Origin of the sequence: Shimwellia blattae DSM 4481 = NBRC 105725, assembly GCF_000262305.1 — a bacterium.
In the GTDB taxonomy this organism is placed as follows: domain Bacteria; phylum Pseudomonadota; class Gammaproteobacteria; order Enterobacterales; family Enterobacteriaceae; genus Shimwellia; species Shimwellia blattae.
Genome location: NC_017910.1, coordinates 2,169,369 through 2,195,379, shown reverse-complemented (window position 1 = coordinate 2,195,379; position 26,011 = coordinate 2,169,369). Strand labels below are relative to the sequence as shown.

Annotated in this window: 26 protein-coding genes and 1 pseudogene; 22 read left to right on the top strand and 5 right to left on the bottom strand. The window is 57.2% G+C overall.

What is annotated here, in order from left to right; all coding sequences use genetic code 11:
* Positions 1 to 13 precede the first annotated feature (13 nt).
* The 6 genes from EBL_RS10250 to paaY all read left to right on the top strand — a co-directional run bounded on the left by EBL_RS10250 (position 14) and on the right by paaY (position 6,317).
* Positions 14 to 1,465: a bifunctional 2-methylcitrate dehydratase/aconitate hydratase gene (locus EBL_RS10250; RefSeq protein ID WP_002443574.1), complete on the top strand. Its 1,452-nt coding sequence runs from the start codon at positions 14 to 16 to the stop codon at positions 1,463 to 1,465.
* A gap of 35 nt (positions 1,466 to 1,500) precedes the next feature.
* The gene (prpE, locus tag EBL_RS10245; RefSeq protein ID WP_002443576.1) at positions 1,501 to 3,405 is read left to right on the top strand and encodes a propionate--CoA ligase; all 1,905 of its coding nucleotides are present in this window, start codon (positions 1,501 to 1,503) and stop codon (positions 3,403 to 3,405) included.
* Positions 3,406 to 3,529: 124 nt separating this feature from the next.
* Positions 3,530 to 3,787, top strand: a complete 258-nt coding sequence (locus EBL_RS10240; RefSeq protein ID WP_174270565.1) for a VF530 family protein — start codon at positions 3,530 to 3,532, stop codon at positions 3,785 to 3,787.
* Positions 3,788 to 3,927: 140 nt separating this feature from the next.
* Positions 3,928 to 4,473 carry a YfaZ family outer membrane protein gene (locus EBL_RS10235; RefSeq protein ID WP_002443580.1) on the top strand — a complete coding sequence of 182 codons (546 nt, stop codon included), beginning with the start codon at positions 3,928 to 3,930 and terminating at the stop codon, positions 4,471 to 4,473.
* A 320-nt stretch (positions 4,474 to 4,793) separates the two neighbouring features.
* Positions 4,794 to 5,717 carry a phenylacetic acid degradation operon negative regulatory protein PaaX gene (paaX, locus tag EBL_RS10230; RefSeq protein ID WP_002443582.1) on the top strand — a complete coding sequence of 308 codons (924 nt, stop codon included), beginning with the start codon at positions 4,794 to 4,796 and terminating at the stop codon, positions 5,715 to 5,717.
* Between the two features lie 9 nt (positions 5,718 to 5,726).
* Positions 5,727 to 6,317, top strand: a complete 591-nt coding sequence (gene paaY, locus EBL_RS10225; RefSeq protein ID WP_002443583.1) for a phenylacetic acid degradation protein PaaY — start codon at positions 5,727 to 5,729, stop codon at positions 6,315 to 6,317.
* A gap of 46 nt (positions 6,318 to 6,363) precedes the next feature.
* On the opposite strand, the gene EBL_RS10220 is transcribed toward paaY, so the two are convergent.
* Positions 6,364 to 6,969, bottom strand: a complete 606-nt coding sequence (locus EBL_RS10220; protein ID WP_002443585.1) for an FMN-dependent NADH-azoreductase — start codon at positions 6,967 to 6,969, stop codon at positions 6,364 to 6,366.
* A gap of 210 nt (positions 6,970 to 7,179) precedes the next feature.
* Here EBL_RS10220 and hrpA point away from each other — a divergent pair, with 210 nt between their 5' ends.
* The 6 genes from hrpA to EBL_RS10190 all read left to right on the top strand — a co-directional run bounded on the left by hrpA (position 7,180) and on the right by EBL_RS10190 (position 13,847).
* A complete protein-coding gene (hrpA, locus tag EBL_RS10215; protein WP_002443586.1) occupies positions 7,180 to 11,079 on the top strand; it encodes an ATP-dependent RNA helicase HrpA in 3,900 nt (1,299 codons plus the stop codon).
* Between the two features lie 162 nt (positions 11,080 to 11,241).
* Complete coding sequence (gene cybB, locus EBL_RS10210; protein WP_002443587.1) at positions 11,242 to 11,772, top strand: cytochrome b561; 531 nt, start codon at positions 11,242 to 11,244, stop codon at positions 11,770 to 11,772.
* Positions 11,773 to 11,943: 171 nt separating this feature from the next.
* Complete coding sequence (leuE, locus tag EBL_RS10205; protein WP_002443588.1) at positions 11,944 to 12,582, top strand: leucine efflux protein LeuE; 639 nt, start codon at positions 11,944 to 11,946, stop codon at positions 12,580 to 12,582.
* A 183-nt stretch (positions 12,583 to 12,765) separates the two neighbouring features.
* Positions 12,766 to 12,996: a type II toxin-antitoxin system CcdA family antitoxin gene (locus EBL_RS10200; protein ID WP_002443589.1), complete on the top strand. Its 231-nt coding sequence runs from the start codon at positions 12,766 to 12,768 to the stop codon at positions 12,994 to 12,996.
* A gap of 3 nt (positions 12,997 to 12,999) precedes the next feature.
* The gene (locus EBL_RS10195) at positions 13,000 to 13,317 is read left to right on the top strand and encodes a CcdB family protein (protein WP_002443590.1); all 318 of its coding nucleotides are present in this window, start codon (positions 13,000 to 13,002) and stop codon (positions 13,315 to 13,317) included.
* A gap of 281 nt (positions 13,318 to 13,598) precedes the next feature.
* Positions 13,599 to 13,847, top strand: a complete 249-nt coding sequence (locus EBL_RS10190) for a YfdY family protein (protein ID WP_014716045.1) — start codon at positions 13,599 to 13,601, stop codon at positions 13,845 to 13,847.
* A gap of 42 nt (positions 13,848 to 13,889) precedes the next feature.
* Here EBL_RS10190 and EBL_RS10185 read toward each other — a convergent pair whose 3' ends face one another.
* Entirely contained in the window at positions 13,890 to 14,180 is a 291-nt protein-coding gene (locus EBL_RS10185; protein ID WP_002443592.1) for a YicS family protein, read from the bottom strand.
* Between the two features lie 210 nt (positions 14,181 to 14,390).
* On the opposite strand from EBL_RS10185, the gene EBL_RS10180 reads away from it, so the two are divergent.
* The 5 genes from EBL_RS10180 to EBL_RS10160 all read left to right on the top strand — a co-directional run bounded on the left by EBL_RS10180 (position 14,391) and on the right by EBL_RS10160 (position 18,128).
* On the top strand, positions 14,391 to 15,518 hold the full coding sequence (locus EBL_RS10180; RefSeq protein WP_002443593.1) for an MlaE family ABC transporter permease: 1,128 nt from the start codon (positions 14,391 to 14,393) through the stop codon (positions 15,516 to 15,518).
* 2 nt (positions 15,519 to 15,520) lie between these two features.
* Complete coding sequence (locus EBL_RS10175; protein ID WP_002443594.1) at positions 15,521 to 16,294, top strand: ABC transporter ATP-binding protein; 774 nt, start codon at positions 15,521 to 15,523, stop codon at positions 16,292 to 16,294.
* A gap of 1 nt (position 16,295) precedes the next feature.
* The gene (locus tag EBL_RS10170; RefSeq protein WP_002443595.1) at positions 16,296 to 17,204 is read left to right on the top strand and encodes an MlaD family protein; all 909 of its coding nucleotides are present in this window, start codon (positions 16,296 to 16,298) and stop codon (positions 17,202 to 17,204) included.
* Positions 17,201 to 17,815: an ABC-type transport auxiliary lipoprotein family protein gene (locus tag EBL_RS10165; protein ID WP_002443596.1), complete on the top strand. Its 615-nt coding sequence runs from the start codon at positions 17,201 to 17,203 to the stop codon at positions 17,813 to 17,815. Before EBL_RS10170 ends, EBL_RS10165 begins: the two co-directional genes overlap by 4 nt.
* A gap of 100 nt (positions 17,816 to 17,915) precedes the next feature.
* A complete protein-coding gene (locus EBL_RS10160; RefSeq protein WP_002443597.1) occupies positions 17,916 to 18,128 on the top strand; it encodes a DprA-like winged helix domain-containing protein in 213 nt (70 codons plus the stop codon).
* Positions 18,129 to 18,258: 130 nt separating this feature from the next.
* On the opposite strand, the gene EBL_RS10155 is transcribed toward EBL_RS10160, so the two are convergent.
* Together EBL_RS10155 and EBL_RS10150 are read right to left on the bottom strand one after the other, a co-directional pair.
* Entirely contained in the window at positions 18,259 to 18,663 is a 405-nt protein-coding gene (locus EBL_RS10155) for a DUF1398 domain-containing protein (RefSeq protein WP_002443598.1), read from the bottom strand.
* A gap of 411 nt (positions 18,664 to 19,074) precedes the next feature.
* Positions 19,075 to 19,953, bottom strand: coding sequence for an AraC family transcriptional regulator (locus tag EBL_RS10150; RefSeq protein ID WP_174270566.1), 879 nt, complete (start codon positions 19,951 to 19,953; stop codon positions 19,075 to 19,077).
* Positions 19,954 to 20,190: 237 nt separating this feature from the next.
* Between EBL_RS10150 and EBL_RS10145 the strand changes: the two are divergent.
* The 5 genes and pseudogenes from EBL_RS10145 to EBL_RS10125 all read left to right on the top strand — a co-directional run.
* A pseudogene (locus EBL_RS10145) lies at positions 20,191 to 21,687 on the top strand (DUF2264 domain-containing protein); the annotation flags it as partial.
* Positions 21,688 to 21,821: 134 nt separating this feature from the next.
* Positions 21,822 to 22,028: a hypothetical protein gene (locus tag EBL_RS20850; protein WP_002443601.1), complete on the top strand. Its 207-nt coding sequence runs from the start codon at positions 21,822 to 21,824 to the stop codon at positions 22,026 to 22,028.
* Positions 22,025 to 23,305 (top strand): oligosaccharide MFS transporter, encoded by a 1,281-nt coding sequence (locus EBL_RS10135; protein WP_002443602.1) that lies wholly within the window; start codon positions 22,025 to 22,027, stop codon positions 23,303 to 23,305. The genes EBL_RS20850 and EBL_RS10135 overlap by 4 nt, the downstream gene beginning before the upstream one ends.
* A gap of 13 nt (positions 23,306 to 23,318) precedes the next feature.
* A complete protein-coding gene (locus tag EBL_RS10130) occupies positions 23,319 to 24,509 on the top strand; it encodes a glycoside hydrolase family 88 protein (protein WP_002443603.1) in 1,191 nt (396 codons plus the stop codon).
* A gap of 20 nt (positions 24,510 to 24,529) precedes the next feature.
* The gene (locus tag EBL_RS10125; protein ID WP_002443604.1) at positions 24,530 to 25,087 is read left to right on the top strand and encodes a DJ-1/PfpI family protein; all 558 of its coding nucleotides are present in this window, start codon (positions 24,530 to 24,532) and stop codon (positions 25,085 to 25,087) included.
* A gap of 44 nt (positions 25,088 to 25,131) precedes the next feature.
* On the opposite strand, the gene EBL_RS10120 is transcribed toward EBL_RS10125, so the two are convergent.
* Entirely contained in the window at positions 25,132 to 25,932 is an 801-nt protein-coding gene (locus EBL_RS10120; RefSeq protein ID WP_014716044.1) for a DUF1460 domain-containing protein, read from the bottom strand.
* Between the last annotated feature and the right edge of the window lie 79 nt (positions 25,933 to 26,011).

Here is a 26,011-nt window from a genome sequence, read left to right as displayed (position 1 = left end):
ACGGAAAATAATGATGACTCTGACAAGCGCTAACCTGCGTCCGCCATTTGATCAGGAAATGGTTGATATTGTTGATTATGTTCTCGATTACCCGGTTGACTCCACCCTCGCGTGGGAGACGGCCCACTACTGCCTGCTGGATACCCTGGGCTGCGGGCTGGAGGCGCTGGAGTACCCGGCCTGTAAAAAACTGCTCGGCCCTGTGGTGCCGGGCACGGTGGTGCCCAACGGGGCGCGGGTTCCCGGCACCCAGTTCCAGCTTGATCCGGTGCAGGCGGCCTTTAATATCGGCGCGATGATCCGCTGGCTGGATTTTAATGATACCTGGCTTGCCGCTGAGTGGGGCCACCCCTCGGATAACCTCGGGGGGATCCTGGCGGTGGCGGACTGGCTGTCGCGCACGGCACTGGCCCGGGGCAAAGCCCCGCTAACCATGAAGCAGGTGCTGGCCGGAATGATCAAAGCCCACGAGATTCAGGGCTGCATCGCCCTTGAGAACGCCTTCAACCGGGTAGGGCTTGACCATGTGCTGCTGGTCAAGGTGGCCTCTGTGGCGGTGGTGGCGCAACTGCTTGGCCTGAACCGGGAGGAGATCCTCAACGCCGTATCGCTGGCCTGGGTGGATGGCCAGGCGCTGCGCACCTACCGCCATGCCCCCAATACCGGCACCCGTAAATCCTGGGCCGCCGGGGATGCCACCGCCCGGGCGGTACGCCTGGCGCTGATGGCCCGCAGCGGCGAAATGGGGTATCCCTCAGCGCTGAGCGCGAAAACCTGGGGGTTTTATGATGCTTCTTTTAACGGCGAAAAGTTCCGTTTCCAGCGCCCTTACGGCACCTATGTGATGGAAAACGTGCTGTTTAAAATCTCCTTCCCGGCGGAGTTCCATGCCCAGACCGCCGTAGAAGCGGCCATGACACTGCACCAGAATATGCAGGCGGCCGGGAAAACGGCGGCAGATATTGCCAGCGTGACCATCCGCACCCATGAGGCCTGCATCCGGATTATTGATAAGCAGGGGCCGCTGCACAACCCGGCGGACCGGGACCACTGTATCCAGTATATGGTGGCTATTCCGCTGCTGTTCGGGCGCCTGAGTGCTGCCGATTATGAAGATAACGTGGCCCGGGATCCGCGTATTGACGCCCTGCGGGAGAAAATACGCTGTTATGAGGATCCGGCCTTTACCCGGGACTATCACGACCCGCAGCGGCGCGCGATTGCCAGCGGGCTGACCCTCGTCTTTACCGACGGCAGCCGGATGGATGAGCAGGTGGTGGAGTACCCCATAGGCCACGCCCGCCGCCGCGCTGAGGGGATCCCGCGCCTGATTGATAAATTCAGAACCAATCTGGCCCGCCAGTTCCCGGCCCGCCAGCAGCAGCGCATTCTGGAGGTCTCCCTGGACAGGCAGCGCCTGGAGCAGATGCCGGTAAACGACTATCTCGACCTGTATATCATCTGATGCGGGCCCTGGGCCGCGCCTGAGAGGAGAGCACCATGTCTTATGAGAGTTTTTACCAGCGTTCTGTTGATGATCCTGACGGTTTCTGGGCGGAGCAGGCCCGGCGTATTGACTGGCAGACCCCCTTTGACCGCACCCTGGATTACCGGAATCCGCCGTTTGCCCGCTGGTTTTGCGGCGGAACGACCAATCTGTGCCATAACGCACTCGACCGCTGGCTGACAAGCCAGCCAGACGCACTGGCCCTGATTGCCGTCTCGGCGGAGACCGGGGAAGAGCGCACCTTCACGTTTCGCCAGTTGCATACGGAGGTCAACCGCACGGCGGCGATGCTGCAGAGCCTGGGGGTAGGGCGTGGTGACCGGGTGCTGGTCTACATGCCCATGATTGCCGAAGCCCATATTACGCTGCTGGCCTGTGCGCGGATTGGCGCCATCCACTCGGTGGTCTTTGGCGGCTTTGCCTCCCACAGCCTGGCGGCACGCATAGACGATGCGCGTCCGGTGCTGATCGTCTCCGCCGATGCGGGCTCCCGTGGCGGTAAAGTGATCCCTTATAAAAAACTGCTGGATGACGCCATCGCCCTGAGCCATAACCCGCCGCCGCAGGTGTTGCTGGTGGACCGGGGGCTGGCGGATATGCCGCGGGTGGCGGGGCGCGATCAGGACTACGCCACACTGCGCGAGCAGCATCTGGAGGCCCGTGTGCCGGTCTGCTGGCTGGAATCCGGTGAGATCTCCTGCATTCTGTACACCTCCGGCACAACCGGAAAGCCCAAAGGGGTGCAGCGGGATGTGGGGGGCTATGGGGTGGCGCTGGCGACCACCATGGCGACGATTTTTGGCGGCAAAGCGGGGGGCGTTTTTTTCTGTACCTCGGACATCGGCTGGGTGGTGGGCCATTCTTATATCGTTTATGCGCCGCTGCTGGCCGGCATGGCGACCGTGGTCTTTGAGGGCACCCCCACCTGGCCGGACTGCAGCCAGTGGTGGCGGATTGTGGAAAAATACCGGGTCAGCCGGATGTTTTCCGCACCGACGGCTATCCGGGTGCTGAAAAAATTCCCCACCGCCCAGATCCGCAACCACGATCTCAGCTCCCTTGAGGCGCTGTATCTGGCCGGGGAGCCCCTTGATGAGCCCACCGCCCGCTGGGTGACAGAAACCCTGGGTATCCCGGTGGTGGATAACTACTGGCAGACCGAGTCCGGCTGGCCGATTATGGCCCTTGCCCGGGCACTTGATGATCGCCCCACCAGACCCGGCAGCCCCGGGATGCCGGTCTTTGGCTATAACGTTCAACTGGTCAATGAACACACGGGCGAGCTCTGCGGGCCGGATGAAAAAGGCATGGTGGTTATCGAAGGGCCGCTGCCGCCGGGCTGTATTCAGACCATCTGGGGGGATGACGCGCGGTTTGTCAGCACCTACTGGTCGCTGTTTGAACGCCCGGTATATGCCACCTTTGACTGGGGCATTCGTGACCAGGACGGCTACTATTTTATCCTCGGGCGGACTGACGATGTGATTAATGTGTCCGGTCACCGGCTGGGCACCCGCGAAATAGAAGAGAGCATCTCCGGGTACGCCAACGTAGCAGAGGTGGCCGTGGTGGGGGTGAAGGATACCCTTAAGGGCCAGGTGGCCGTGGCGTTTGTGATCCCAAAACAAGGCGACAGTCTGTTACTGGCGGATGTGGCGCAGCAGGAGGAGCAGGCGATACAGCACCGGGTGGACGATAACCTCGGCCACTTTGGCCGCCCGGCGCGGGTCTATTTTGTCTCCCGGTTGCCCAAAACCCGCTCCGGCAAAATGCTGCGCCGGGCGCTGCAGGCGGTGTGTGAAGGCCGTGACCCGGGGGATTTAACCACCATTGAAGACCCGGAAGCCCTGCGGGAGATCCAGCGCGTGCTGGGGGGACCAACTGCCCGCGCCGGGTAACCGGCATGGGCGACGGGCGGCGGTAACGGGGTATAGCGCCGCCGCCTTTGCCTGGCTGGCGGGTTGCGTTCACCGGTATCAGCCAGTATGGTGAGCGCAATTTTCCTGTTATATGGCACTGATTATGACGCACACCTCCAGCGACCCTCTGCACGGAATGACCCTTGAAGCCATCTTAAATGCCCTGCTGTCCCGCTACGGATGGGAAGGTATGGCCCGGCAGATCAACATCAATTGTTTTAAGAATGATCCGAGTATTAAGTCCAGCCTGAAGTTTTTACGCCGCACCCCCTGGGCGCGTAAAGAGGTGGAAAATTTGTATCTGGACAGCCTTGAAGAGCGCGCCCCTGCTGAAGATCCCTGGGCCCGGTGGCGTAAATAGCGCTCTCTGTACGGCGCCTCCCGCCCGGGAAATGGTTACGATTTGTTATATAAAAAGATCTCTAATTGATACCGTCAGGCAAAACATGTGCTTATAATCCCGGCCGGATAAAATAAGTAAGCGCTGTGGAGCAAATGATAATGAAGAGTATTAAAGTGATTGCCCTGACCGGGCTGCTGGTGGCCTCCGGGCAGGCGCTGGCAATTGGTGGCTCTCTTGAACAGGGGAAAAACTTTACCAATCTTAATGTGGACATGGGCAAATCCACGGGTGGTATCTACGTGGAAGGCAACTGGACCTGGGATACGGACGACGGCGGCGAATATGGCGGCGCTGGTGTGGGGTATAATTTTGACCTCGGCCCGGTGATGCTCAATGCCGGGGCGAAAGCGGTCTATCTGAACCCGAAAAAAGGGGATGACGGCATGGCCTTCCCGGTTGGCGGCGGCTTTAAAGTCGATCTGCCGATGAACTTCGCCATTTACGGGGAAGGGTATGTGGCGCCGGACAGCATGACCAACAGTGTTAAAAACTACACTGAGGCTGACGGCGGTATCAGCTGGAGCCCCATCTCACTGGTCACCCTCAAGGCGGGTTATCGCTATGCGGGTGTTGACGGGAAATCCGGTCATCCGAAACACAATATTGTGGACGGTGCCTACCTCGGGGCCGGTGTCACCTTCTGATCCTGACGGCGTAACCGCACGGGTATCAATAAAAAAACCGGCACCATTCACCCCTGGTGCCGGCTAATGATCAGCGGGGTATACGTCAGAAGTCCTCATTATCCTCATTTGTATGACAAATTAAACCGGTAATATGTTTCATTTTGTAAATAATACCGGTCAGGCGGTTGTTTTTTCATTCTTGTTGTCATTCCCCCCTCTGTAACCTGCCGTGCGATATTGCGCCCGGTATGTTATTGCATTGTTAATTCAGCAGGCTGATTCCGGCGCGCCTGTGGTATGATTCGTTTATTGAATAAACGGCTTCAGGTGTGTATCAGATGAGTAAGCTCGATCTTTTTATCCAGCAGGCGGTTGGCGCTGTACCGGTGAGCGGTACGTCGCTTATTGCTTCACTGTACGGGGATGCGCTGGTGCATCGCGGCGGTGAAATCTGGCTGGGCAGCCTGACCGCGCTCTTGTCCGGGCTGGGGTTTGGTGAGCGCTTTGTGCGCACATCGCTGTTCCGGCTCAATAAAGACGGCTGGCTTGAGGTGGAGCGGGTCGGGCGGCGCAGCTATTACCGGATGACCGAATCCAGCTACCGCCAGGCGCGACGGGCGGCGGCGAAAATATACCGGGCAGGCCAGCCCGACTGGGACGGCACCTGGCTGCTGCTGCTTTCTGAAGGGCTGGACAAACAGACCCTGCAACAGGTGAAAAACCAGCTGATCTGGCAGGGATTTGGCACGCTGGCCCCCAGCCTGATGGCCTCGCCTTCACAGAACCTCACGGAAGTTCAGGCGCTGCTGCACGAAAGCGGCGTGGCGGAAAATGTTATCTGTTTTGAGGCCCGCTCGCCGCTGCAGTTGTCGCAGAGCGCCCTGAAATCCCGGGTGGAGGAGTGCTGGCAGCTTACCGAGAAAAACGAACGCTACGGGGAGTTTATTCACTCTTTCCGGCCGCTGCTGCCGCTGCTTAAAGAGAGTGATGCCAGTGAACTGACCCCCCGGCGCTGTTTCCTGATCCAGTTATTACTGATCCATTTCTACCGCCGGGTGGTGTTAAAAGACCCCATGCTACCAGACGCACTGCTGCCGCCACACTGGCAGGGGCAGAGCGCGCGCCAGCTGTGTATCAATATCTACCAGCGGGTGGCGCCGGGGGCGCTACAGTTTGTCAGCGAGGTGGGGGAAACCTCCGTTGGCGCACTGCCGCAGCCCGATGCCTCCTGGTATCAGCGCTTTGGCGGATTACCCTACTAAGGAGAAATTATGCCGGTTTATCAGATAGACGGTCTTACCCCGGTTGTGCCCCACGACAGTTTTGTTCACCCGACAGCGGTGCTGATTGGCGATGTTATCATCGGCCACCGGGTCTATATTGGCCCCAATGCCTGCCTGCGCGGGGATTTTGGGCGAATAGTGGTGGAAGACGGGGCGAATGTGCAGGATAACTGCGTGATGCACGGCTTCCCGCAGCAGGATACGGTGGTGGAGCAGGATGGCCATATTGGCCACGGGGCGATTCTGCACGGGTGCCGGATTGGGAAAAATGCCCTGGTGGGTATGAATGCCGTGGTGATGGATGGTGCCGTGATTGGTGAGAACAGCATTATCGGCGCCGCCTCATTTGTGAAGAGCGCTGCGGAGTTTGCCGCAAATCAGCTGATTTTAGGCAGCCCGGCCCGGGCAGTGCGCCCGTTGCGTGAAGAGGAGCTGGAATGGAAAGTGCGCGGCACCCGGGAGTACCAGACCCTGGTGGTGCGCTGCAAGGCCAGTTTGCATCAGGTTGAACCGCTCCAGGAGCCGGAAGCCGACAGGAAACGGCTGGTGTTTGACGGGGTGGTGAACAAACCCGCCTGAGGCCGTTATGCCGGGAGGCCCCGGCATAACCTGAGTGGCAGGGCTATCAGGCCGCAACCACCGCATCAATAGCAGCTTTGGCTTCCGCCTGGGCGTTAGCTGCTGCTTCCGGGCCATAGGCGATACCTTCGGCAAAGATGATTTCCGGACTGGTCAGGCCAATAAAGCCCAGGAACACGTTCAGATACGGGGACACCATATCTTTCGGGGTATTTTTATACATCCCGCCGCGGGTGGTCAGGATGATAGTACGTTTCCCGGTGATTAAGCCTTCCGGGCCGTTTTCGGTGTAGCGGAAGGTGACACCGGCGCGGGCAATCAGATCGAAGTAGTTTTTCAGCTGAGTCGGAATGTTGAAGTTATACATCGGGGCGGCAATCACGATGGTATCGTGCGCGTTGAGTTCTTCAATCAGCGCATCGGACAGGGCCAGTGCTTCCTGCTGGCGCTGGCTCAGGGGCGCATCGGAAGGCCGCAGAGCACCCACCAGCTCCCCATCCAGTACCGGGACCGGCTGGGCGGCTAAATCGCGCACGGTTATCTGATCGGCGCTGTGTTTTTCACGCCACTGTTGCACAAAATAATCGGCCAGCTGACCAGACTGAGAATGTTCTGCCAGGATGCTGGATTTAAGAACAAGTACTTTGCTCATGTGGTGTTCCTTACATTGTTGATAACTCCGGTTTCCCGGCCAAGGCCATCACTTTATGCAGATATCCCCGCCAGAGATAGCTTAATAAATCGAATTCTCTGTTCAGTTTTATTGAACAAAGCGGGGCACCCCCCGTTGTGGTAAACTGGTGCAATAACCAAAACGTTACCTGACACCAGACGGCACTGTTCCGCGTTACAAAAGATCAATATGGAAAATAAAATCCCCGGACTGTCTGATTTACAGACACGCCTCGACTCGCTCATGCTGCGCGACCGGCAGCCGCTTTCCCGACGCCTGCATGGCGTGCGCAAAATGAAAAATCCGCAGGCAGCCCAGGCGCTGCTGGCGGAACTGACGGCGGAAATCGACACCGCCGCAGCCAGAGTCGCCCTGCGCGAAGCGTCGCGCCCGGCGATCACCTACCCGGATAATCTTCCCGTCAGCCAGAAAAAACAGGCCATTCTGGAGGCCATTCGCGACCACCAGGTGGTGATTGTGGCCGGGGAAACCGGCTCCGGTAAAACCACACAGCTGCCGAAAATCTGCATGGAGCTGGGGCGGGGGATCAAAGGCTGGATAGGCCATACCCAGCCCCGGCGCCTGGCGGCCCGGACCGTGGCGAACCGCATTGCTCAGGAGCTGGAAACCGAGCCCGGCGGCTGCGTGGGCTATAAAGTCCGGTTTAATGATCATGTGGGGGAAAATACCCTCGTTAAACTGATGACCGACGGGATCCTGCTGGCGGAAATTCAGCAGGATCGCCTGCTGATGCAGTACGACACGATAATTATCGATGAGGCCCACGAACGCAGCCTGAATATCGATTTCTTGCTCGGCTACCTGAAAGAGGTACTGCCGCGCCGCCCGGATCTCAAAGTTATTATCACCTCGGCAACCATTGATCCCCAGCGCTTCTCGCGCCATTTTGATAACGCCCCGGTGATTGAAGTCTCCGGGCGCACGTACCCGGTAGAGGTGCGCTACCGCCCGGTGGTGGACAACGCCGAGGATACGGACCGCGATCAGCTACAGGCGATTTTTGACGCCGTGGATGAGCTGGGCCATGAAGCCCCCGGGGATATTCTTATCTTTATGAGCGGTGAGCGGGAGATTCGCGACACGGCCGATGGCCTGAACAAACTGAATCTGCGCCACACCGAGGTGCTGCCCCTCTATGCAAGGCTGTCAAACAGCGAGCAGAACCGGGTGTTCCAGCCCCATACGGGGCGGCGCATTGTGCTGGCCACAAACGTGGCGGAAACCTCGCTTACGGTGCCGGGCATTAAATATGTGATTGACCCGGGTACTGCGCGTATCAGCCGCTACAGCTACCGGACCAAGGTCCAGCGCCTGCCGATCGAACCCGTGTCCCAGGCCTCCGCCAACCAGCGCAAAGGGCGCTGCGGGCGCGTGTCGGACGGGATCTGCATCCGTCTTTATTCTGAAGATGACTTTTTATCGCGCCCGGAATTTACCGACCCGGAGATCCTGCGCACTAACCTGGCCTCGGTTATTCTGCAAATGACCGCCCTGGGGCTGGGGGATATTGCCGCGTTCCCGTTTGTGGAGGCGCCAGACAAGCGCAATATTCAGGACGGGGTGCGCCTGCTCGAAGAGCTGGGCGCCATTATCAGTAACGAGCAGCAGGGCAGCTATAAGCTGACCGCCTCCGGGCGCCAGCTGGCCCGGTTACCGGTGGATCCCCGCCTGGCACGCATGGTGCTGGAGGCGCAAAAACATGGCTGTGTCCGCGAGGTGATGATTATCACCGCGGCCCTGTCTATTCAGGATCCCCGGGAGCGCCCGCAGGAGAAGCAGCAAGCCGCCGATGAGAAGCACCGCCGCTTCCAGGATAAAGATTCAGATTTCCTGGCCTTTGTGAATCTGTGGAACTACCTGGGCGAACAGCAAAAAGCCCTCTCATCCAATGGGTTCCGCCGCCTGTGCCGCACCGAGTATCTCAACTACCTGCGGGTGCGGGAGTGGCAGGATATCTACACCCAGATCCGCCAGGTGGTGAAAGAGCTGCGCATTGCGGTGAACAGCGAAGCGGCAGATTTCCGCACCGTGCATACGGCGCTGCTGACCGGGCTTTTGTCGCATATCGGTATGAAAGATACCGACAAGCAGGAATATACCGGTGCGCGTAATGCGCGCTTTGCGATTTTCCCCGGCTCCGGGTTATTTAAAAAGCCGCCCAAATGGACCATGGTGGCGGAGCTGGTCGAAACCAGCCGCCTGTGGGGGCGTATTGCCGCCCGGATAGAGCCAGAATGGATAGAGCCGGTAGCCCAGCACCTGCTGCGCCGCAGCTGGAGCGAGCCCCACTGGGAGCGGGCCCAGGGCGCGGTGATGGCCAGTGAAAAAGTCACCCTCTACGGGTTACCGATCGTGGCGGCCCGCAAGGTGAACTACAGCACGATTGATCCCGCCCTGTGCCGGGAGCTGTTTATCCGCCACGCCCTGGTCGAAGGGGACTGGCAGACCCGCCATGCCTTCTTCCGCGATAACCAGAAGCTGCGCACGGAAGTGGAAGATCTGGAGCACCGCTCCCGGCGCCGGGATATTCTGGTGGATGACGAGGCGCTGTTTGAATTTTACGATCAGCGTATTGACCACGATGTTGTCTCTTCCCGCCATTTTGACAGCTGGTGGAAGAAGGCCAGCAGGGAAAACCCGGATCTGCTCAGCTTTGAAAAAAGTATGCTTATCAGGGAAGGGGCGGAGCAGGTCAGCAAGCTGGATTATCCGAACTTCTGGCATCAGGGGAACCTGAAGCTGCGCCTCAGCTATCAGTTTGAACCCGGGGCCGATGCCGACGGGGTTACGGTGCATATTCCGCTGCCGCTGCTCAACCAGGTGGAAGAGACCGGGTTTGAATGGCAGGTGCCGGGGATGCGCCGGGAGCTGGTGATAGCGCTGATTAAATCGCTGCCGAAGCCGGTGCGGCGCAACTTTGTCCCGGCCCCCAACTATGCAGATGCGGTGCTCGGGCGGGTAACGCCGCTGGAACAACCGCTGCTGGAGAGCCTGGAGCGCGAGCTGCGGCGCATGAGCGGGGTGACTATTGATCGGGAAGACTGGCACTGGGAGCAGGTGCCTGAACACCTGAAAATGACCTTCCGGGTGGTGGATGAACACCAGAAAAAGCTCAGTGAGGGCCCGTCGCTGGAGGCGCTGAAAAACAGCCTGAAAGAGAAAGTTCAGCAAACTATCTCGGCCGTTGCTGACGACGGTATCGAACAGAGCGGCCTGCATATCTGGAGTTTTGGCGCACTGCCGGACCACTACGAGCAAAAACGCGGTGGCTACCAGGTGAAAGCCTGGCCTGCGCTGGTGGATGAAAAAGAGAGTGTTGCCATCCGCCTGTTTGACAACCCGCAGGAGCAGCAGCACGCCATGTGGCGCGGATTGCGCCGCCTGCTACTGCTGAACATTCCGTCGCCCATTAAGTACCTGCATGAGAAGCTGCCCAACAAAGCCAAACTGGGGCTCTACTTTAACCCTTACGGTAAAGTGCTGGATCTTATTGATGACTGCATCTCCTGCGGGGTGGATAAACTGATCGCCGACGCAGGCGGCCCGGTCTGGGATGAAGCCGGGTTTACCCGGCTGCATGAGATCGTGCGCGCAAACCTCAACGACACGGTGGTGGATATTGCGCAACAGGTCGAGCGGATCCTGACGGCGGTCTTCAGCATTAACAAACGCCTGAAAGGGCGGGTGGATATGACCATGGCCCTGGGGCTGGCCGACGTGAAAGCCCAGATGAACGGGCTGGTCTATCGTGGTTTTGTGACCGGGAATGGCTATCAGCGCCTTGGCGATACGCTGCGCTACCTGCAGGCGATTGAAAAGCGGCTGGAGAAAATGGCCATTGATCCCCACCGGGATCGGGCCCAGATGCTGAAAATCGAGCAGGTGCAGCAGGCGTGGCAGCCCTGGCTGCATAAATTACCGGCCAGCCGCCGGGATGACGACGACGTCCAGGCGATCCGCTGGATGATAGAGGAGCTGCGGGTCAGCTACTTTGCCCAGCAGCTGGGTACGGCGTACCCGGTCTCTGATAAGCGGATTATGCAGGCGATGGAGAGCATCAGCGCCTGAGGCCGTGGGGTAGCCTGCCACCCGGGCAGGCTACCGCCAGACAAGGCGTGTTCACTTTCTGTTCAGGAAACGCTATTTAGCATAGCCCGGTGAAAAGTTAATGAATTTTTAATGAAATATCATTAATGTTTGCTGGATTCACACACTGGAGCAGAAACGGCTATGCGGGATAAGTATTCGGGACTACAAATTGGCATTCACTGGCTGGTATTTTTACTGGTTATTCTGACCTATTGCGCCATGGAGCTGCGAGGCTTTTTCCCCAGAAGCTACCGCCCCGTGTTTAATATGGTGCATATTTCCTGCGGATCGGCCATTCTTATTCTGATGGTCGCCCGGCTTCTGGTGCGCCTGAAACGACCGGCGCCGCCGATTACCCCTAAACCCTCCGCGATGATGACCGGTTTTGCCCACCTCGGGCATCTGGCTATCTACCTGCTGTTTATCGCGCTGCCGGTTATCGGCCTGGTGATGATGTATTACCGCGCCCGGCCCTGGTTCCCGTTCGGTATTGCCATGCCCTACGCGCCAGAGGCGGATTTTGACCTGGTCGATACCCTTAAGGGCTACCATGAGTTGCTGGCTAACCTCGGCTACTGGCTGATTGGCCTGCACGCGGCGGCGGCGCTGGCGCACCACTATTTCTGGCGTGATAATACGCTGCTGCGCATGATGCCGAAAAAGCGCCCTTAACGCGTATGTGCAGGTGGTTTTAACGCCGGGGGCGTACAGTGCCATGTAACGCGTACGATACAGCCCGGCGGCGGCCGTGGGGGATAACCGCCTGTTACCCGTATGTTTACTGCGGTAATATGGTCCGTTCTGGTTGAGTGGTGGTTCACTGTTAATAAACGTGGGGGAAATGTGTTTTCTGACTTAGGGGTACTGAATTTCTGGACCTATGTAATAGGCGCAATTTTTATTGTCCTGGTTCCGGGGCCCAATACGCTTTTTGTGCTGAAAACCAGCGTAACGCACGGCGTGCGCCAGGGGTATCTTGCAGCGCTGGGGGTATTTATTGGCGATGCGGTGTTAATGTTTCTCGCCTGGGCCGGGGTGGCCACGCTGATAAAAACCACGCCGGTGCTGTTTAATATCGTCCGCTATCTGGGGGCGTTTTATCTGCTCTATCTGGGGGCGAAGATCCTCTATGCCACTTTACTGAAAAAAGGGGCCGGCCATGATGTCGCCCAGGAGCCGCGTAGCGCCACCCTGAAAAGGGCGCTGATCCTGAGCATGACCAACCCCAAAGCGATTCTGTTTTATGTCTCTTTCTTTGTGCAGTTTATTGATGTGCACGCGCCGCATACCGGGGTGGCATTTATGATCCTCGCCGGGGTGCTGGAGATGGTGAGCTTTACCTATCTGAGCTTCCTGATTTTCACCGGGGCTTTTGTGACCCGCTATGTGAAAACCCGTAAAAAACTGGCAAAACTGGGCAACAGCCTGATTGGCATGTTATTTGTCGGTTTTGCGGCCCGCCTGGCAACCCTGCAGTCCTGAGTGGTCTGGCGGTCTCATCATACTGAAGCTATCTTCAGAAACGGGACCGCCAGCTGTGTTGGTATTGGTCATTTTGATCGCATCAGGGCACTCTGTCAGCCTGTCCATACAGGCGACCAGAATAGACCATGTGTAAAAATACGTGTAAGTTGAACGTACAGGAAAGCAGAGAGAGGTCCTGACATGAAACAACGTACTACTCAGAGTGTCACTGTCACGCTGGAGCGCGATTTGATCGCTGCCGCCCGTGCTGCCGGGGTGAATATGAGTCAGACTCTGGCCGCAGCCCTTGATGCCGAACTGAAAAAGCACGCCTCCACTCGCTGGAAAGAAGAGAATCGGGAAGGGCTGGAAGCGCTTAACCGCTTCCATGATGAGCATGGGCACTTCAGTGATGACTACAGAGCGTTCTGAATCATGCAATTTACCATTTATCGCAATCCCGGAAGAAGTTCGTTGTACCCTCTACTCATAGATGTGACGAGCGATATCATTGGCGCATTGAATACGCGCATTGTGATCCCTCTGTTACCTGTAGAGCGTTATCCAAATCCTGAGGTACGTCCGGTGCGATTAAATCCCGTACTGGAACTGATTGATGGTAAGCAGTACGCTTTAATGACGCATGAACTGGCGAGTATCCCGTTAAAGGCTCTGGGCGCTGAGTTTTGCGATGGCAGTGAGTATCGTCAGACTGTAAAAGGGGCGCTGGATTTTATTCTGGATGGTATCTGAGCGAATTATCAGTATAGATGACCAACCGCTCCCTCAACTTCAGTGCCGCAGTTTCCCCCTTACCGGGTTTTATTCCGTCCTTCTTTTGCAAAACTCTCATACGTAAATAACAGCCTGAATTTCGGTATTAATCATCACGTGCTTAACCGGATTTACCGGATGATAAACTTTGATCTCCATCATGCTCTGCGGGGTCGGTTATACGCTATATGATAAATAGCAGCGGCATGGAGCCGCGCTATTTGCAGACAGGTTCACCGGCAATGATAACCAGGGAGGAGATGATGATTTATCTGTTATTTGCAGTGCTTATCGCGATATTGTCTGTCAGCTATTACACCGGTTCGGTTTCCGGCTATAAAGCGGGCATCGCTTCGTTACTGGTGATGCTTATTCTGGCGGGGGGCATTAACCATTTTACCCTCTGGCTGACACAGGGTAATGCGCTGGTTTCCGGTATATTTTCACTGCTCTCTCCGGCAATAGGTGCCATATTTATGCTGATGATGAGTAACGGCAAGCGCAGCTGACCATCACCCCTTGCGGGGTGTGGTGCCGTGAAGCGGGGCAGGTTAGTTAATCGGGCAGCGGATTTTCGCCAGCGTCTGGTTATAACGGGTGAGGTCGTTTTTATCCCGGTAATCCGCCGCGCTCTGCACCAGACTTTTATTCTGCGGGTTACCTAATACCCGCTGAACCAGCGTTTCGTCGCTGATGGTGGACGGGGTCTTACAGTGGGCCCGGATATCAGCGGTTAATACTGATTTATCCAGCATAAACTTCATCCCCTCCCAGGGGCTACTGGCCAGCGCCGGGCCGCTCAGAGCCAGACTGGATAACACGATAAGCGCAATGCGTTGCATATTTTTCTCCTGGTTGCCCGAGTGCACTACTGATAATAGCAAAAACACTGAATAACGAAGATATCAGTACGCCGGGGGACGGTACAATCCGGCGACGCATTATCTGATAAGTATCTCCGCCTGCGGAAGAGTAGATTCACCAGAGCATTTCGTTATATATACGACAGCGACGGAACAGCGGTGCTGACAGGGAATAAGCAGGAGCCAGGGATGTCTGCGGGTTTTCAGTTTTTTCGTATTACCGGGGCGCAGGACACGCCCGATATTTCTCTTTCCGGTGACTGGACACTGGCAAATTTCCGCGCGATCGAGCAGGAGATAGCCCGGCTACAGCAGCGGTATCCCCGTATACACTGGCATCCGGATGGCCTGGCCGCCCTGGACACCTCCGGCGCCAGCCTGATTACCCGCCTGCCGGGCAATACTGATATCACCTCCTGGCAGGGGCAGCTGCCCGCACAGCAATATAACCTGCTGGCGCTGATGGAACGCGCCCGCAAGGAGAGCCCTGCGTTACCCCCATCCCCACCGGTGAACCCGTTTTTGGCCTGGTTGTCCGGCATTGGCAAAACCACCTCCGGTGTCTGGCAGGCACTGACTGAGCTGCTGAGCTTTATGGGCCAGGTGCTGGCAACACTGGTTGCCAGCCTGTGGCGGCCATCCCGCTGGCGGATAACCCCACTACTGGCAGGTATCGAAACCGGCGGGGTTAATGCCATCCCGATTGTGGCCCTGCTGACATTTCTGGTCGGGGCGGTGATTGCGTTTCTCGGGGCCTCTTTGCTGACCCGCTTTGGCGCCGGGCACTATACCGTGAGCCTGGTGGTGTTTGCCTTTCTGCGCGAGTTCGCGGTACTGCTGACGGCGATAATCGTCGCGGGGCGCACGGCCAGCGCCTATACGGCCCAGATAGGGGCCATGAAGGCCAGTGAAGAGATTGATGCATTAAAAGTCAGTGGCCTGGATCCGGTCGAGATCCTGGTCTTGCCCCGGGTACTGGCGATGATGGTGGCCCTGCCGGCGCTGACATTTATCGCCATGATTTGCGGTATCGCCGGGGGAATTGTGGTCTGCCTGGGATCGCTGGATATGCCGCTGGCCCTGATCCTGTCACTGATTCAGGAAAATATCGACGTACGCCATTTTTATGTGGGGATCAGCAAGGCGCCGGTATTTGCGTTTATCGTGGCGATTATTGGCTGCCTGCAGGGGTTTAATGTACGGGGGAGCGCAACCTCGGTGGGGGAGAAAACCACCACCAGCGTGGTGCACTCTATTTTTATGGTGATTTTGCTGGATGCGTTTTTCGCCCTCTTTTTTATGGAAGCGGGGTGGTAGCCATGGCGGAGAATATTATTGAAATTCGCGGGCTGGCGAATATTTTTGGCACCCAGGTGGTTCACCAGGATCTTAATCTGGATGTTCGCCGGGGTGAGATCCTCTCGGTTATCGGCGGCTCCGGCACCGGGAAATCGGTACTGTTGCGCAGCATTGTCGGGCTGATTCAGCCTGCGGCCGGGGAGATCCGGGTATTCGGGCAGGATATGCTGAGCCTGCCCGCCGCGCAGCGGTCGGCGCTGGTCAGGCGGTTCGGGGTGCTGTTCCAGAAGGGGGCCCTGTACAGCTCCCTGACGGTGGCGGAAAACGTGGCGTTTCCGCTCACTGAGCTTGCGGGGCTTCCTCATGGTGAAGCGCTGCGCCAGGCCCGGCAGTATCTGGCGCTGGCCGGGTTGCCGTCCCATGCGGGGGATAAATACCCGCCAGCCCTTTCCGGCGGCATGATCAAGCGGGCGGCCATGGCCCGGGCTCTGGCGCTGAGCCCGGAGATCCTGATGCTGGATGAGCCCACCGCGGGCCTGGATCCGGTGAGTGCGGCAGCATTCGACAACATGATAGCGGTACTGCGTGATGCGCTGGGGGTAACGGTATTTCTGGTGACCCACGATCTGGATACGCTCCATGCGCTGAGTGACAGGGTGGCTGTACTGGCCGACAAAAAAGTGCTGGTGGCAGATACCCTTGAGGTGGTGTCGCACCAGGATAACCCCTGGATTAAGGACTATTTTGCCGGGCCGCGTGGGCGCATGGCGGCCACAGCATGGAAGGAGAACTGAGATGGAGACACGCGCCAGTTACGTCATTATCGGGCTGTTTGTGGTGCTGACATTCGCGGGCGGCTTGCTGGCGGTGCTGTGGCTCAGCCACGCCAGCAACCGCGAGGCGTACCACTATTACGATATTGTCTTTAATGAGACGGTCAGCGGCCTCTCTTACGGCAGTAAGGTGGAGTACAGCGGCATCCAGATAGGGACCGTATCCACCCTGAAGCTGGATAAAAACGACCCTGCCACCGTGTGGGCCAGAATTAAAGTGGCCGCAGATACCCCGGTAAAACAGGATACGGTGGCCATGCTGGCCTATAACGGGATCACCGGCACCTCGATTATTCAGCTAAGCCTTGGCAGTGCGGCCAGCCCGCCGCTGGAAACCAGCCCGGAGCAGGTGGCGGTGATCCGGGCGACCCCTTCGCCGCTGCGCCAGCTACTGACGGACGGCGGCGATCTGATGAGCAATGTTAACGGCATGGTCTCCCGGCTTAATCAGCTATTGTCTGAAGAGAATATGCACAATGTGGCCAGCATCCTGAAAAATGTTGATAAAACAACGAACGCGCTGGAAAACCAGAATCAAAAAATGAGCGAGATCCTCAACAATGTGATGGGCGCCAGCCTGCATCTTAACCAGCTGCTGGCCCGGGCAGACGGGCAAAGCCACGCCTTATTTCGTAAGACCGACCGTGCACTGGGGGCGCTGGAAGAGAGCAGCCTGACATTCCGGGAGCTGATTAAAAACAACCAGGGCGCCATTAACAGCGGGCTGTCCGGGTTTGGCGAGTTCGCGCCGTTACTACAGGAGATGCGCTACACCCTGCAAATTCTTGCCGGGATAGGCCATAAAATGGAAGACAACCCCGGCAGTTATTTACTGAACGGGGAGACTTACAAGGAGTATACGCCACAATGAAAGGCCCCCTGTACCGATCGCTTACCGCGCTGAGTATGCTGGCGCTGGCAGGATGCACCCTGGTCAAACAGCCACCGCCGGTACAGCGTTACGGGCTGGCTGTCAGCGACACTCAGGCGTTGTGCCTGCAGCCGCAGCCCGGCACCACCTTAAAAGTGACCGCGCCGCGCACCAGCCATTTTCTGGACAGCGACCGGATAGCGGTACGCAATGAACAGCATGAACTGATGGTGTATCAGGGTGCCCGCTGGCAGGATCGCGCGCCGTTACTGTTGCGTGATGCGCTGGCGCAGGCACTGCAAAGCCAGCACTGTAGCGGCACGGTGATAACCGATGAGCAGCGCCTGCCGGCACAGTTCCGGCTGTCCGGCCAGCTGGCGGTTTTTGAAGGCGACTATTCGCAAACCCCGGGCCGGGTAAAGATTGATATCTGGCTGTATCTGAGCGAGGCGAAGAGCGGGAGTCTGCTCGCCAGCCGCCGTTTTATCATTACCCGGCCCATTGCCGCCGGGAGCGGCACAGCGGGGGCGGTGCGCGCATTTGCTGAGGCCAGCGGGCAACTGGCGGCAGAGACCGGCCGCTGGCTGCAGCCGCAGCTTTCCGGCCAGTGAGATATCCGGGTATCTATCCCATGGCAGGCAGCTGATTTTTGTGCCATATGTTATTGCGCCACGCCCGCGATGATTAACTGACCACCAGAAGGAGGATGAGATGTTCAACGAGCAGGGAATGACTGATGTTGCTACGGCCGTCCTTGGCTTTCTGCATGCCAGGAAATGGACCCATATTGATGATATTGCGCGCGCTACCGGGTTCAGCCCGGCCCGTTGCCAGCTGATCCTGACCCAGCTGGAGCTGGCGAGCCTTGCGGATAATAAAGACGGGCAGGGGATGCAGTTTCGCCGCTGTACCCGGCGGGGATAAGGGCAGAGCGCAGATAAAAAAATACCCGGGAGCCCCGGGTAGAAAAAAAACATATCTCTCAGTGATGCAGACATTGTATCTACGGGATATAGTTTATATGGTTACTATTTCACACGATGAACATTTTGAGCTATTCGCCCGGGCGGGACATGATTATCTGCTCTGAGTGCAGTAGCTGATTGTCCTTTGACCAGTAATGACGCATCTGCTCATTCACATCCACCACCCATTTAAAGACCCCGGCTTTGGCAAGCTCTTTACAGTATTGATCGTAGGTTGTTTTACCTGAGAAATGGCGCCGGGAGACAATCCTTACCAGCCGTGAGCAGGCGGCCTGGTTGATCTTTATCAGCCCGCGGTGGGTTTTTACCGACATATAGGTATCGGATGTGGTGACTATTTTAACGTTGCCGGTGGCGACAAAATAGATGTAGTAAGAGATATCATTGCGCCGAAGCTCGGTGATAAAAGAAGGAAAATCAGCATTGCTTCTGACCTGTTCAAAAAAACGATTGAGCATTGCGTGCAATTCCATTCTTTCCTCCGCCATATCCGGAGCCACTTGCCCCGCACAGACATAGTTTATCAATATCGCAGATCAGAAAACTAATTGAAAAAATAACAGTTAAGGGGCGGTATTTAAAAAATAGCATAAAAGTAAAATAATGTTTTATTTTTATATTATCCGGCATTCGTCACAGTAAATGACGTTTTTATCTTATGCGCGCGCAACCGATTGCAATGCCTGTTTTTGGCTAAATTTTCAGCGTATTTCTGCGATTTTAGTATTAGTAATACGTCATTTTGCGTAAAAGCGGGGTATTTACCCGGGCGATAAGATGAAAAGGGGCCGCAGGCAGCAGGGGGTTTTTATCCCCCGAAAAACCCGGGGGAAGGGGTGGAACGGGTGATATTTATGAGGATTACTAACTTATTGCCGGCGTGATTATCTGTCGGCCTGGTCCGCCGCCTGATGAGTACCCTGTTCCCGGGTGGCTTTGCGATATTGCAGCGGCGTCATTCCCATTATTTTGCGAAAGCAGGTAATAAAATAGGTGGCTTCACTGAAACCGACCGCCAGTGCTATCTCATCGATATTGTCGCCGCTGGTGCGCAGCAGCTCGCAGCTGCGTTTTATCCGCCGGGTCAGCAAATATTCATGGATACCGCCGCCGGTTTGCTGGCGGAAGACCCGCGACGTGTAGCTGCGCGACAACCCTAATGCCGCAGACAGGTCATCCAGCGAGAATTTGCGGGTGTAGTGCTCTTCTATCCAGTTCATTATCCGCGAGGCCACGCTGCGCTGGGGCGGGAGGCCGGGCTCCGGCTGATCGGGTAAAAACGCCATAATCTGCATCACCAGAAAGGCCACTTCACTGGCGGGAATATCCTCCCTGTGCTCCCGGTCGGCAAACTGGCTCAGGATCCGCTCCATAAACGGGCCATGCTCGCTTAAATCATACACCTGGGCCGGAAGATGGCTGGCGGCAAGGGCGGAAAACCGGGCCTGATGGCGCGGGAAGTCGCGCAGGGCGTGTTCAACTTCCGGCTGTTCAATATGCATGGTGGTGCGGTGGTAAGGGTTTTTTTCATTATGGTCAACATGCACTTTGTGCAGCCGGAAGGGCGGGAAGACAAATAACCGCCCCGGGCGGGCGGTATAGTGCTGATTATCCACCACCACAATGCCGTAACCGCTGGAGATATACAGCAGCTCGACACACTGGTGCCAGTGGTAATAAATGGCGCTGGTGGTACGCATACGGTTAAACGACATGGTCCGTTTATCCAGGGTGATGCGTTCCAGTAATTGCGGTGTGCTCATCATGCTTTGCTCCTCAGGGAGTGCAATAATTTTAAATTTTTACGCCATGGTTTGTAATTTACCCATGCCTGACACGCAAAAACAGCAGCGAAATGAAATAGCGGTTTAAATTTGTGAGTTTGCTCACTCAGCCTGCAGAATAAAAGCGGATACTCTATGTCCCGTAGAGCATCGTTATTACTATAAATCATAAATAACAATCACTTATCTGTTCTCGTATTCTGACGGGAGGACCTTGTGCAACCTGAAAACATTGATTTAGTAAATCCGCTACGTACCCGAAACGATCTCCGGGAACTGGTCAGCGAGATGCTTAATGCGGTAACCCCTTATTTTAAAAATAATGTTAGCCGGATTGATCTCGGTAATTTTACTGCCCACTACGGGCAACATGTGGCGGCAATGGAAACCTTCTCCCGTCTGTTATGGGGCGCCACGCCGCTGCTGGCTGGCGGGGACGAGCCACCGCAGTTTGCGTTTTACCTGCAGGCCATTAAACACGGCACCGATCCGCAACATGCGGACTACTGGGGCGAGGTGGTGCCTTATGATCAGCAGATTGTGGAAATGGCCGCCTTTGGCCTGCTGCTATCCCTGGCCGGTGATAAGGTGCTGGCTCACTTTACGCCGGGTGAACAGGAGAACCTCTGGCGCTGGTTAAAACAGAGTGAGGATCAGGCCATACCGGATAATAACTGGCACTTTTTCCCGATCCTGGTGCAGGTGGGTTTCCACCATGCGGGGATGCCGGTTAACCGTGAGGCGCTGGAGCGCCACTTTGCCGCCATGGAGCACTATTACCTGGGGGATGGCTGGTATTCAGACGGCCCGGGACGGCCCCGCGATTACTACATTTCCATGGGGTTCCATTTCTACGGGCTGATTTACGCCCGCCTGATGGCGGATGTGGATCCCACCCGCTGTGCCCTGTTGCGCCAGCGGTCTGCGCAATTTGCCACGGATTTTATCCATTTCTTTGCTGATGACGGCTCAGCCATTCCTTTTGGCCGCAGCCTGACCTACCGCTTTGCCCAGGCCGCTTTCTGGAGTGCAGTGGCCTTTTCCGGGCTGGAGGTGTTCTCCCCCGGGGTGGTGAAAGGCCTGGTACTGCGCCACCTGCGCTGGTGGCTGGCACAGCCGATCTTTGACCGGGATGGCATTTTAAGTGTCGGCTACAGCTACCCGAACCTGGTGATGGCGGAAGATTATAACGGGCCAGGCTCTCCGTACTGGGGTCTGAAAACCATGCTGGTGCTGGCACTGGCAGAGGATGACCCGTTCTGGCAGGCCACCGAACTGCCGCTGCCGACCCTTGCGGATCACCACAGTATCCCCCTGGCAGATCAGATCCTGGTCCATCAGCCCGGCCATTTATGGATGCTGACATCAGGCCAGCTGGAGCTGAATAACTTCGTCAATACCGAGGCGAAATACTGCAAGTTTGCCTATTCCAGCCGCTATGGCTTCACCTGTGAGCGCGGGCGCTACGGCCTGGCCCACGCGGCGGTGGATTCCACACTGCTGCTGGCAGAAAAAGACAACTACTGGCGTGGGCGCCGGGACTGTGAACAGGTGGTGACCTCAGACGAGACTATCTACAGCCGCTGGCGGCCGTGGCATGACGTGGTGATCGATACCTGGCTGCTGGTGCTGGGCACCTGGCAGGTGCGCGTTCACCGCATTGAGAGCGCCCGCCATCTGGATACGGCAGAGGGGGATTTAGCCTGCTTTACCAGCCGCAGCTGCAAACCCCCGACCAGCCAGGGGGCTGCCGGCTGAACAGCGACACGGACCTGTCGACCATTATTTGCCTGAGCGACACCCCCCGTACCGGCGAGAGGGTACTCACGCCGCCGAACAGCAACCTGATGTTTGCCGGGCGGGCCGTTGTGCCGGTGCTGCGTGGTGAGCTTACGCCGGGGGCGCATGTTTTAGTCAGCGCGGTCTGGGCGGGCGACACCGCAGACTTTGCCCCCGGGCACTGCCCGCAGGTGGTTATTGATGATATGCGCATCCGCATCCTGGTGGATGGTACTGAAAAATCACTCAGCTTATTGCCGGAGATCTGCCCATGAATGCGTCATCCTCTGTGCGTGGCGCACAGTACAAAATGAGCCTGTTTATTTTCCTTTATTTCTTCACCTGGTCATCCAGTTTTGGGCTGTATGCCCTGTGGCTCAGCCAGAAAGTGGGGCTGGACAGCATGACCATCGGCAGCGTGTTTGCGATCAACGGCGTGTTCGCGGTGATCTTAAAGCCGGTGTATGGCTACATCATGGACAAAATAGGGATGAGCAAATGGCTGCTCTATTTTGTGTGCGCGGTTTCGGCTCTGATGGCGCCGTTTTTTATCTTTGTCTACCAGCCGCTGCTGCAGAGTTACGCCATGGCGGGCATTATTATCGGCGCGATGTATCTGAGCCTGGGATGGTATGCCGGGGTGGCAGGGGCGGAGTCCTATACGGATCGCTTCAGCCGCCTGTACGGGCTGGAATTTGGCCGCATTCGTATGTGGGGCTCCCTGGGCTGGGCGGCGGCGGCGTCCATTTCCGGGGTTCTGTTTAACCTGACCCCGATGGCTAATTTCGTGCTCAGCAGCGTGACCTCACTGCTGATGCTGGGGGTGTTAATCAGCCTGAAAATTGGCGCTGTGCAGTTGCGTAATAACGACGTGATTTCTGACGATAAAATCATCTTCGCGGACGTGATTATGCTGCTGAAAAACCGCAAGTTCTGGATGTTCAGCCTGTATGTGGCCGGGGTGGCATGGATGATGTTTATCGCCGAGCAGCAGTTCCCGCGCTACTTCGTGTCGTTTTTCTCCACGACCGAGCAGGGCAATGCCTGGTATGGCTACCTGAGCACGGTTCAGTCGGGCATGGAATTTCTGATGATGATGTCAGTGCCCTGGCTGGTTAACCGCTATGGGGCCAAACGCGGCCTGCTGCTGTGCGGCTGTGTGGTGGGGGCGCGGCTGATTGCCTGCGGGCTGACCAGCGACCCGGTGATGATCTCCATTATCAAGCCGCTGTACGGGGTAGAGATAGCCCTGCTGCTGATTTCGGTCTTCAAATATATTGCCGAGCATTTCGATAAGCGCGTAAACGCCACCATGTATTTGCTGGGCTACCAGGCGATGATCTATGTGGGCTCCATTGTGGTGGCGCCGCCTGCGGGTTACCTCTACGACAAAATCGGCTTCGAACATACCTATTTGCTGATGGGCTGCTGTGCCCTGTTATTTACGCTGATTTCCGCTTTTACCTTGTCGCGCTGTAAAGCTACCCGTGACGAGTCAGATGCATTTTCCCCGGTGCGGGATACCACCCCGGTTGAACCGGCCAGACAATAATTCAGGAGTTGTTATGACCAGTGCAGTAATTACCGAAGCCCTTCGCCCTGTTGAGTTATACCAGACAGACCGGCTGGCAGTGCGCCAGAAACTTGACGAAGCCCTGGCGCGGGTGACCCGTAAGCTGGATAAAAATATCGTGGCGTTTGGCGATAAGTTCCCGGGGGAGGCCTGTGAAAACGGTGTCTGGCCCCGTACCGATAACGTAGAGTGGACCACCAGCTTCTGGCCCGGTCAGCTGTGGCTGGCCTGGGAGATGACCGGTGATGATAAATACCGGGCCGCTGCCGAGCGTTATCTGCCGTCGTTTGCCCGGCGCATTACCCGGCGCATTGATACCGCGAATCACGATCTCGGCTTTCTGTATACGCTCTCCTGCGTTAACGCCTGGCGGCTGACCGGCAACCAGGAAGCCCGCAACTCTGCCCTGCAGGCGGCGGATCAACTGATGGAGCGCTTTAACCCGGTGGCGGGCATTATCCAGGCCTGGGGGGATTTAAACGATCCTGAGCAGCAGGGGCGCATGATTATCGACTGCAATATGAACCTGCCGCTGCTCTACTGGGCCAGCGAACAGACCGGCGATGTGCGTTACCGGCAGGCGGCGGTTGCCCATGTGCAGCAGGCGGCGAAGTATATCGTGCGGCCGGATGCCTCCACATACCACACCTATTATATGGACATCACGACCGGCGAGCCGCGCTTTGGTAATACCCACCAGGGGTATAGCGATACCTCCTGCTGGTCCCGCGGGCAGGCCTGGGGGATCTATGGTTTCCTGCTCAGCTACCGCTATACCGGGGACAAATCCCTGGTGGAGCTGTCGCGCAGCCTGGCGCACTATTTCCTCAACCGTCTGCCCGAGGATGACGTGTGCCACTGGGATCTGGCGCTGCTGGGCACCGATGCCGTGCGCGACAGCTCCGCTGCGGCCATTGCCGCCTGTGGCCTGCTGGAGCTGGTGAACGCGCTGCCGGCCCTGGATCCGCACCGGGCGCACTATGAGGAGATGGCGCTGCGGATTGTCAGCTCGCTGACGGATAACTATCTGGCGAAGGATGACGACCCGACCGAAGGGCTGCTGCAGCACTCGGTATACCACATGGCCAGCGGTAAGGGTGTGGATCAGTGCTGTAGCTGGGGTGACTACTTCTATCTGGAGGCGCTGACGCGCCTGCGCCAGACCTGGTTCCCCTACTGGTAATCTCACGCTAAGGAGTGTTTATGAAAACGGCAGCCGTTCTGCTCGCCCCGGGGTTTGAAGAGGGGGAGGCCATGGTGGTTATCGATATTTTACGGCGTCTGGATATCCGGGTGCAGACCCTCTCCTGCGCCGGTACGCGTGAGGTCACCAGCTATCACGGGATCCCGGTACTGGCAGACGCAACACTCGCCGAAAGCCTGGATCTGACGTTTGACGCCCTGATCCTGCCCGGCGGGCCGGAAGGCAGCATGAACCTGGCCCGTAACGGGCAGGTGATTGAGTTTGTGCGCCGCCACGACGGGCAGCAGCGGCTGATCTGCCCGATCTGCTCGGCGGCAGCACGGGTACTGGGCGGCAACGGGCTTCTGAACGGGCGGCGTTATGTCTGCTCCGGCGATCTCTGGCAGCAGGTGACAGACGGGGTGTATGTGGATGCCCACGTGGTGGAGGACAGGAATCTTATCAGCGGCCGGGGGCTTGGCCGGGTATTTGATTTTGCGTTTACGGTGGCGGCACGCCTGACCGGCGACGACGGGCCAGCACGTGAACAGGCGGAGCATATTTACTACCCCTGGTAACCGGTAACTCAGAAAAATCCACGCGATTGCGTGGATTTTTTTGTTTACTCCGCCCGCAGCACGACGATACCCGGTTTCGCGCGCATATATTCCAGGAACGGCGAATCCACCACGCTTCTGTTTGCGTCCAGCGAGGAGGCGTTTCTGAACCATATCTGCCCGTCATAGTGGATAACGATACCCACATGGGAAACGTCCAGGCCTGCAAGTGGCGAGTACACGCCGACATAATCACCGCTTTGCAACTGGCCCAGCATCTGCGGGCTGATGGCTTTTCCGGGAATGTAATTGAGTGTGCGGGGATGGGTGCCCAGACCCGGGATGTACTCACCGCCATCCGTCTTGCGGTTCAGGTGTTTGTCCGCAACGGTGCAGTCAGGGCTGATATCCGGTGTCACGTCCCGGGCGTTATGCGGCGTGGTGGCAAACCAGTCAGAAAAGAAATGCCGGCGGCTGAGGTAGTCTACATTTCCTTCAACGTAGCGAACCTGCACCAGATGGTGCAGAAATGATTTCTCATCATGGCTGCGGGCCAGGGCCTCGACGTAATCTATCAGGGTAAAGCAGTCCACGCCGTTAAAGTTAGCAACCAGCGCTTCGGGGGTGTCCGGCCCGCCGGTGAGGGAATCCGCCAGGTAAGGTGTCCCGGGGAAGGCCGATGACACGCGGTGGATAATATCTGTGTGTTTTTCACCTGAATAGGGGATGACATCCGAGCGGATAATCCGGCTGACTTTTTCCGCTGTAACGCTGTCCATAATGGTACGGTATTTTCCCGGACCAGAGGCGCAACCGGCCGCCAGGTGTGACGACATAAGAGGGGCTGTCTGTGCTGTTAATTTCATTATCATCCCGCGCAAAGGTAAAAAACGCGTTTATCTTTCCGGGAGATGATGGTAATTGATACCAGAAATCACCACCGTT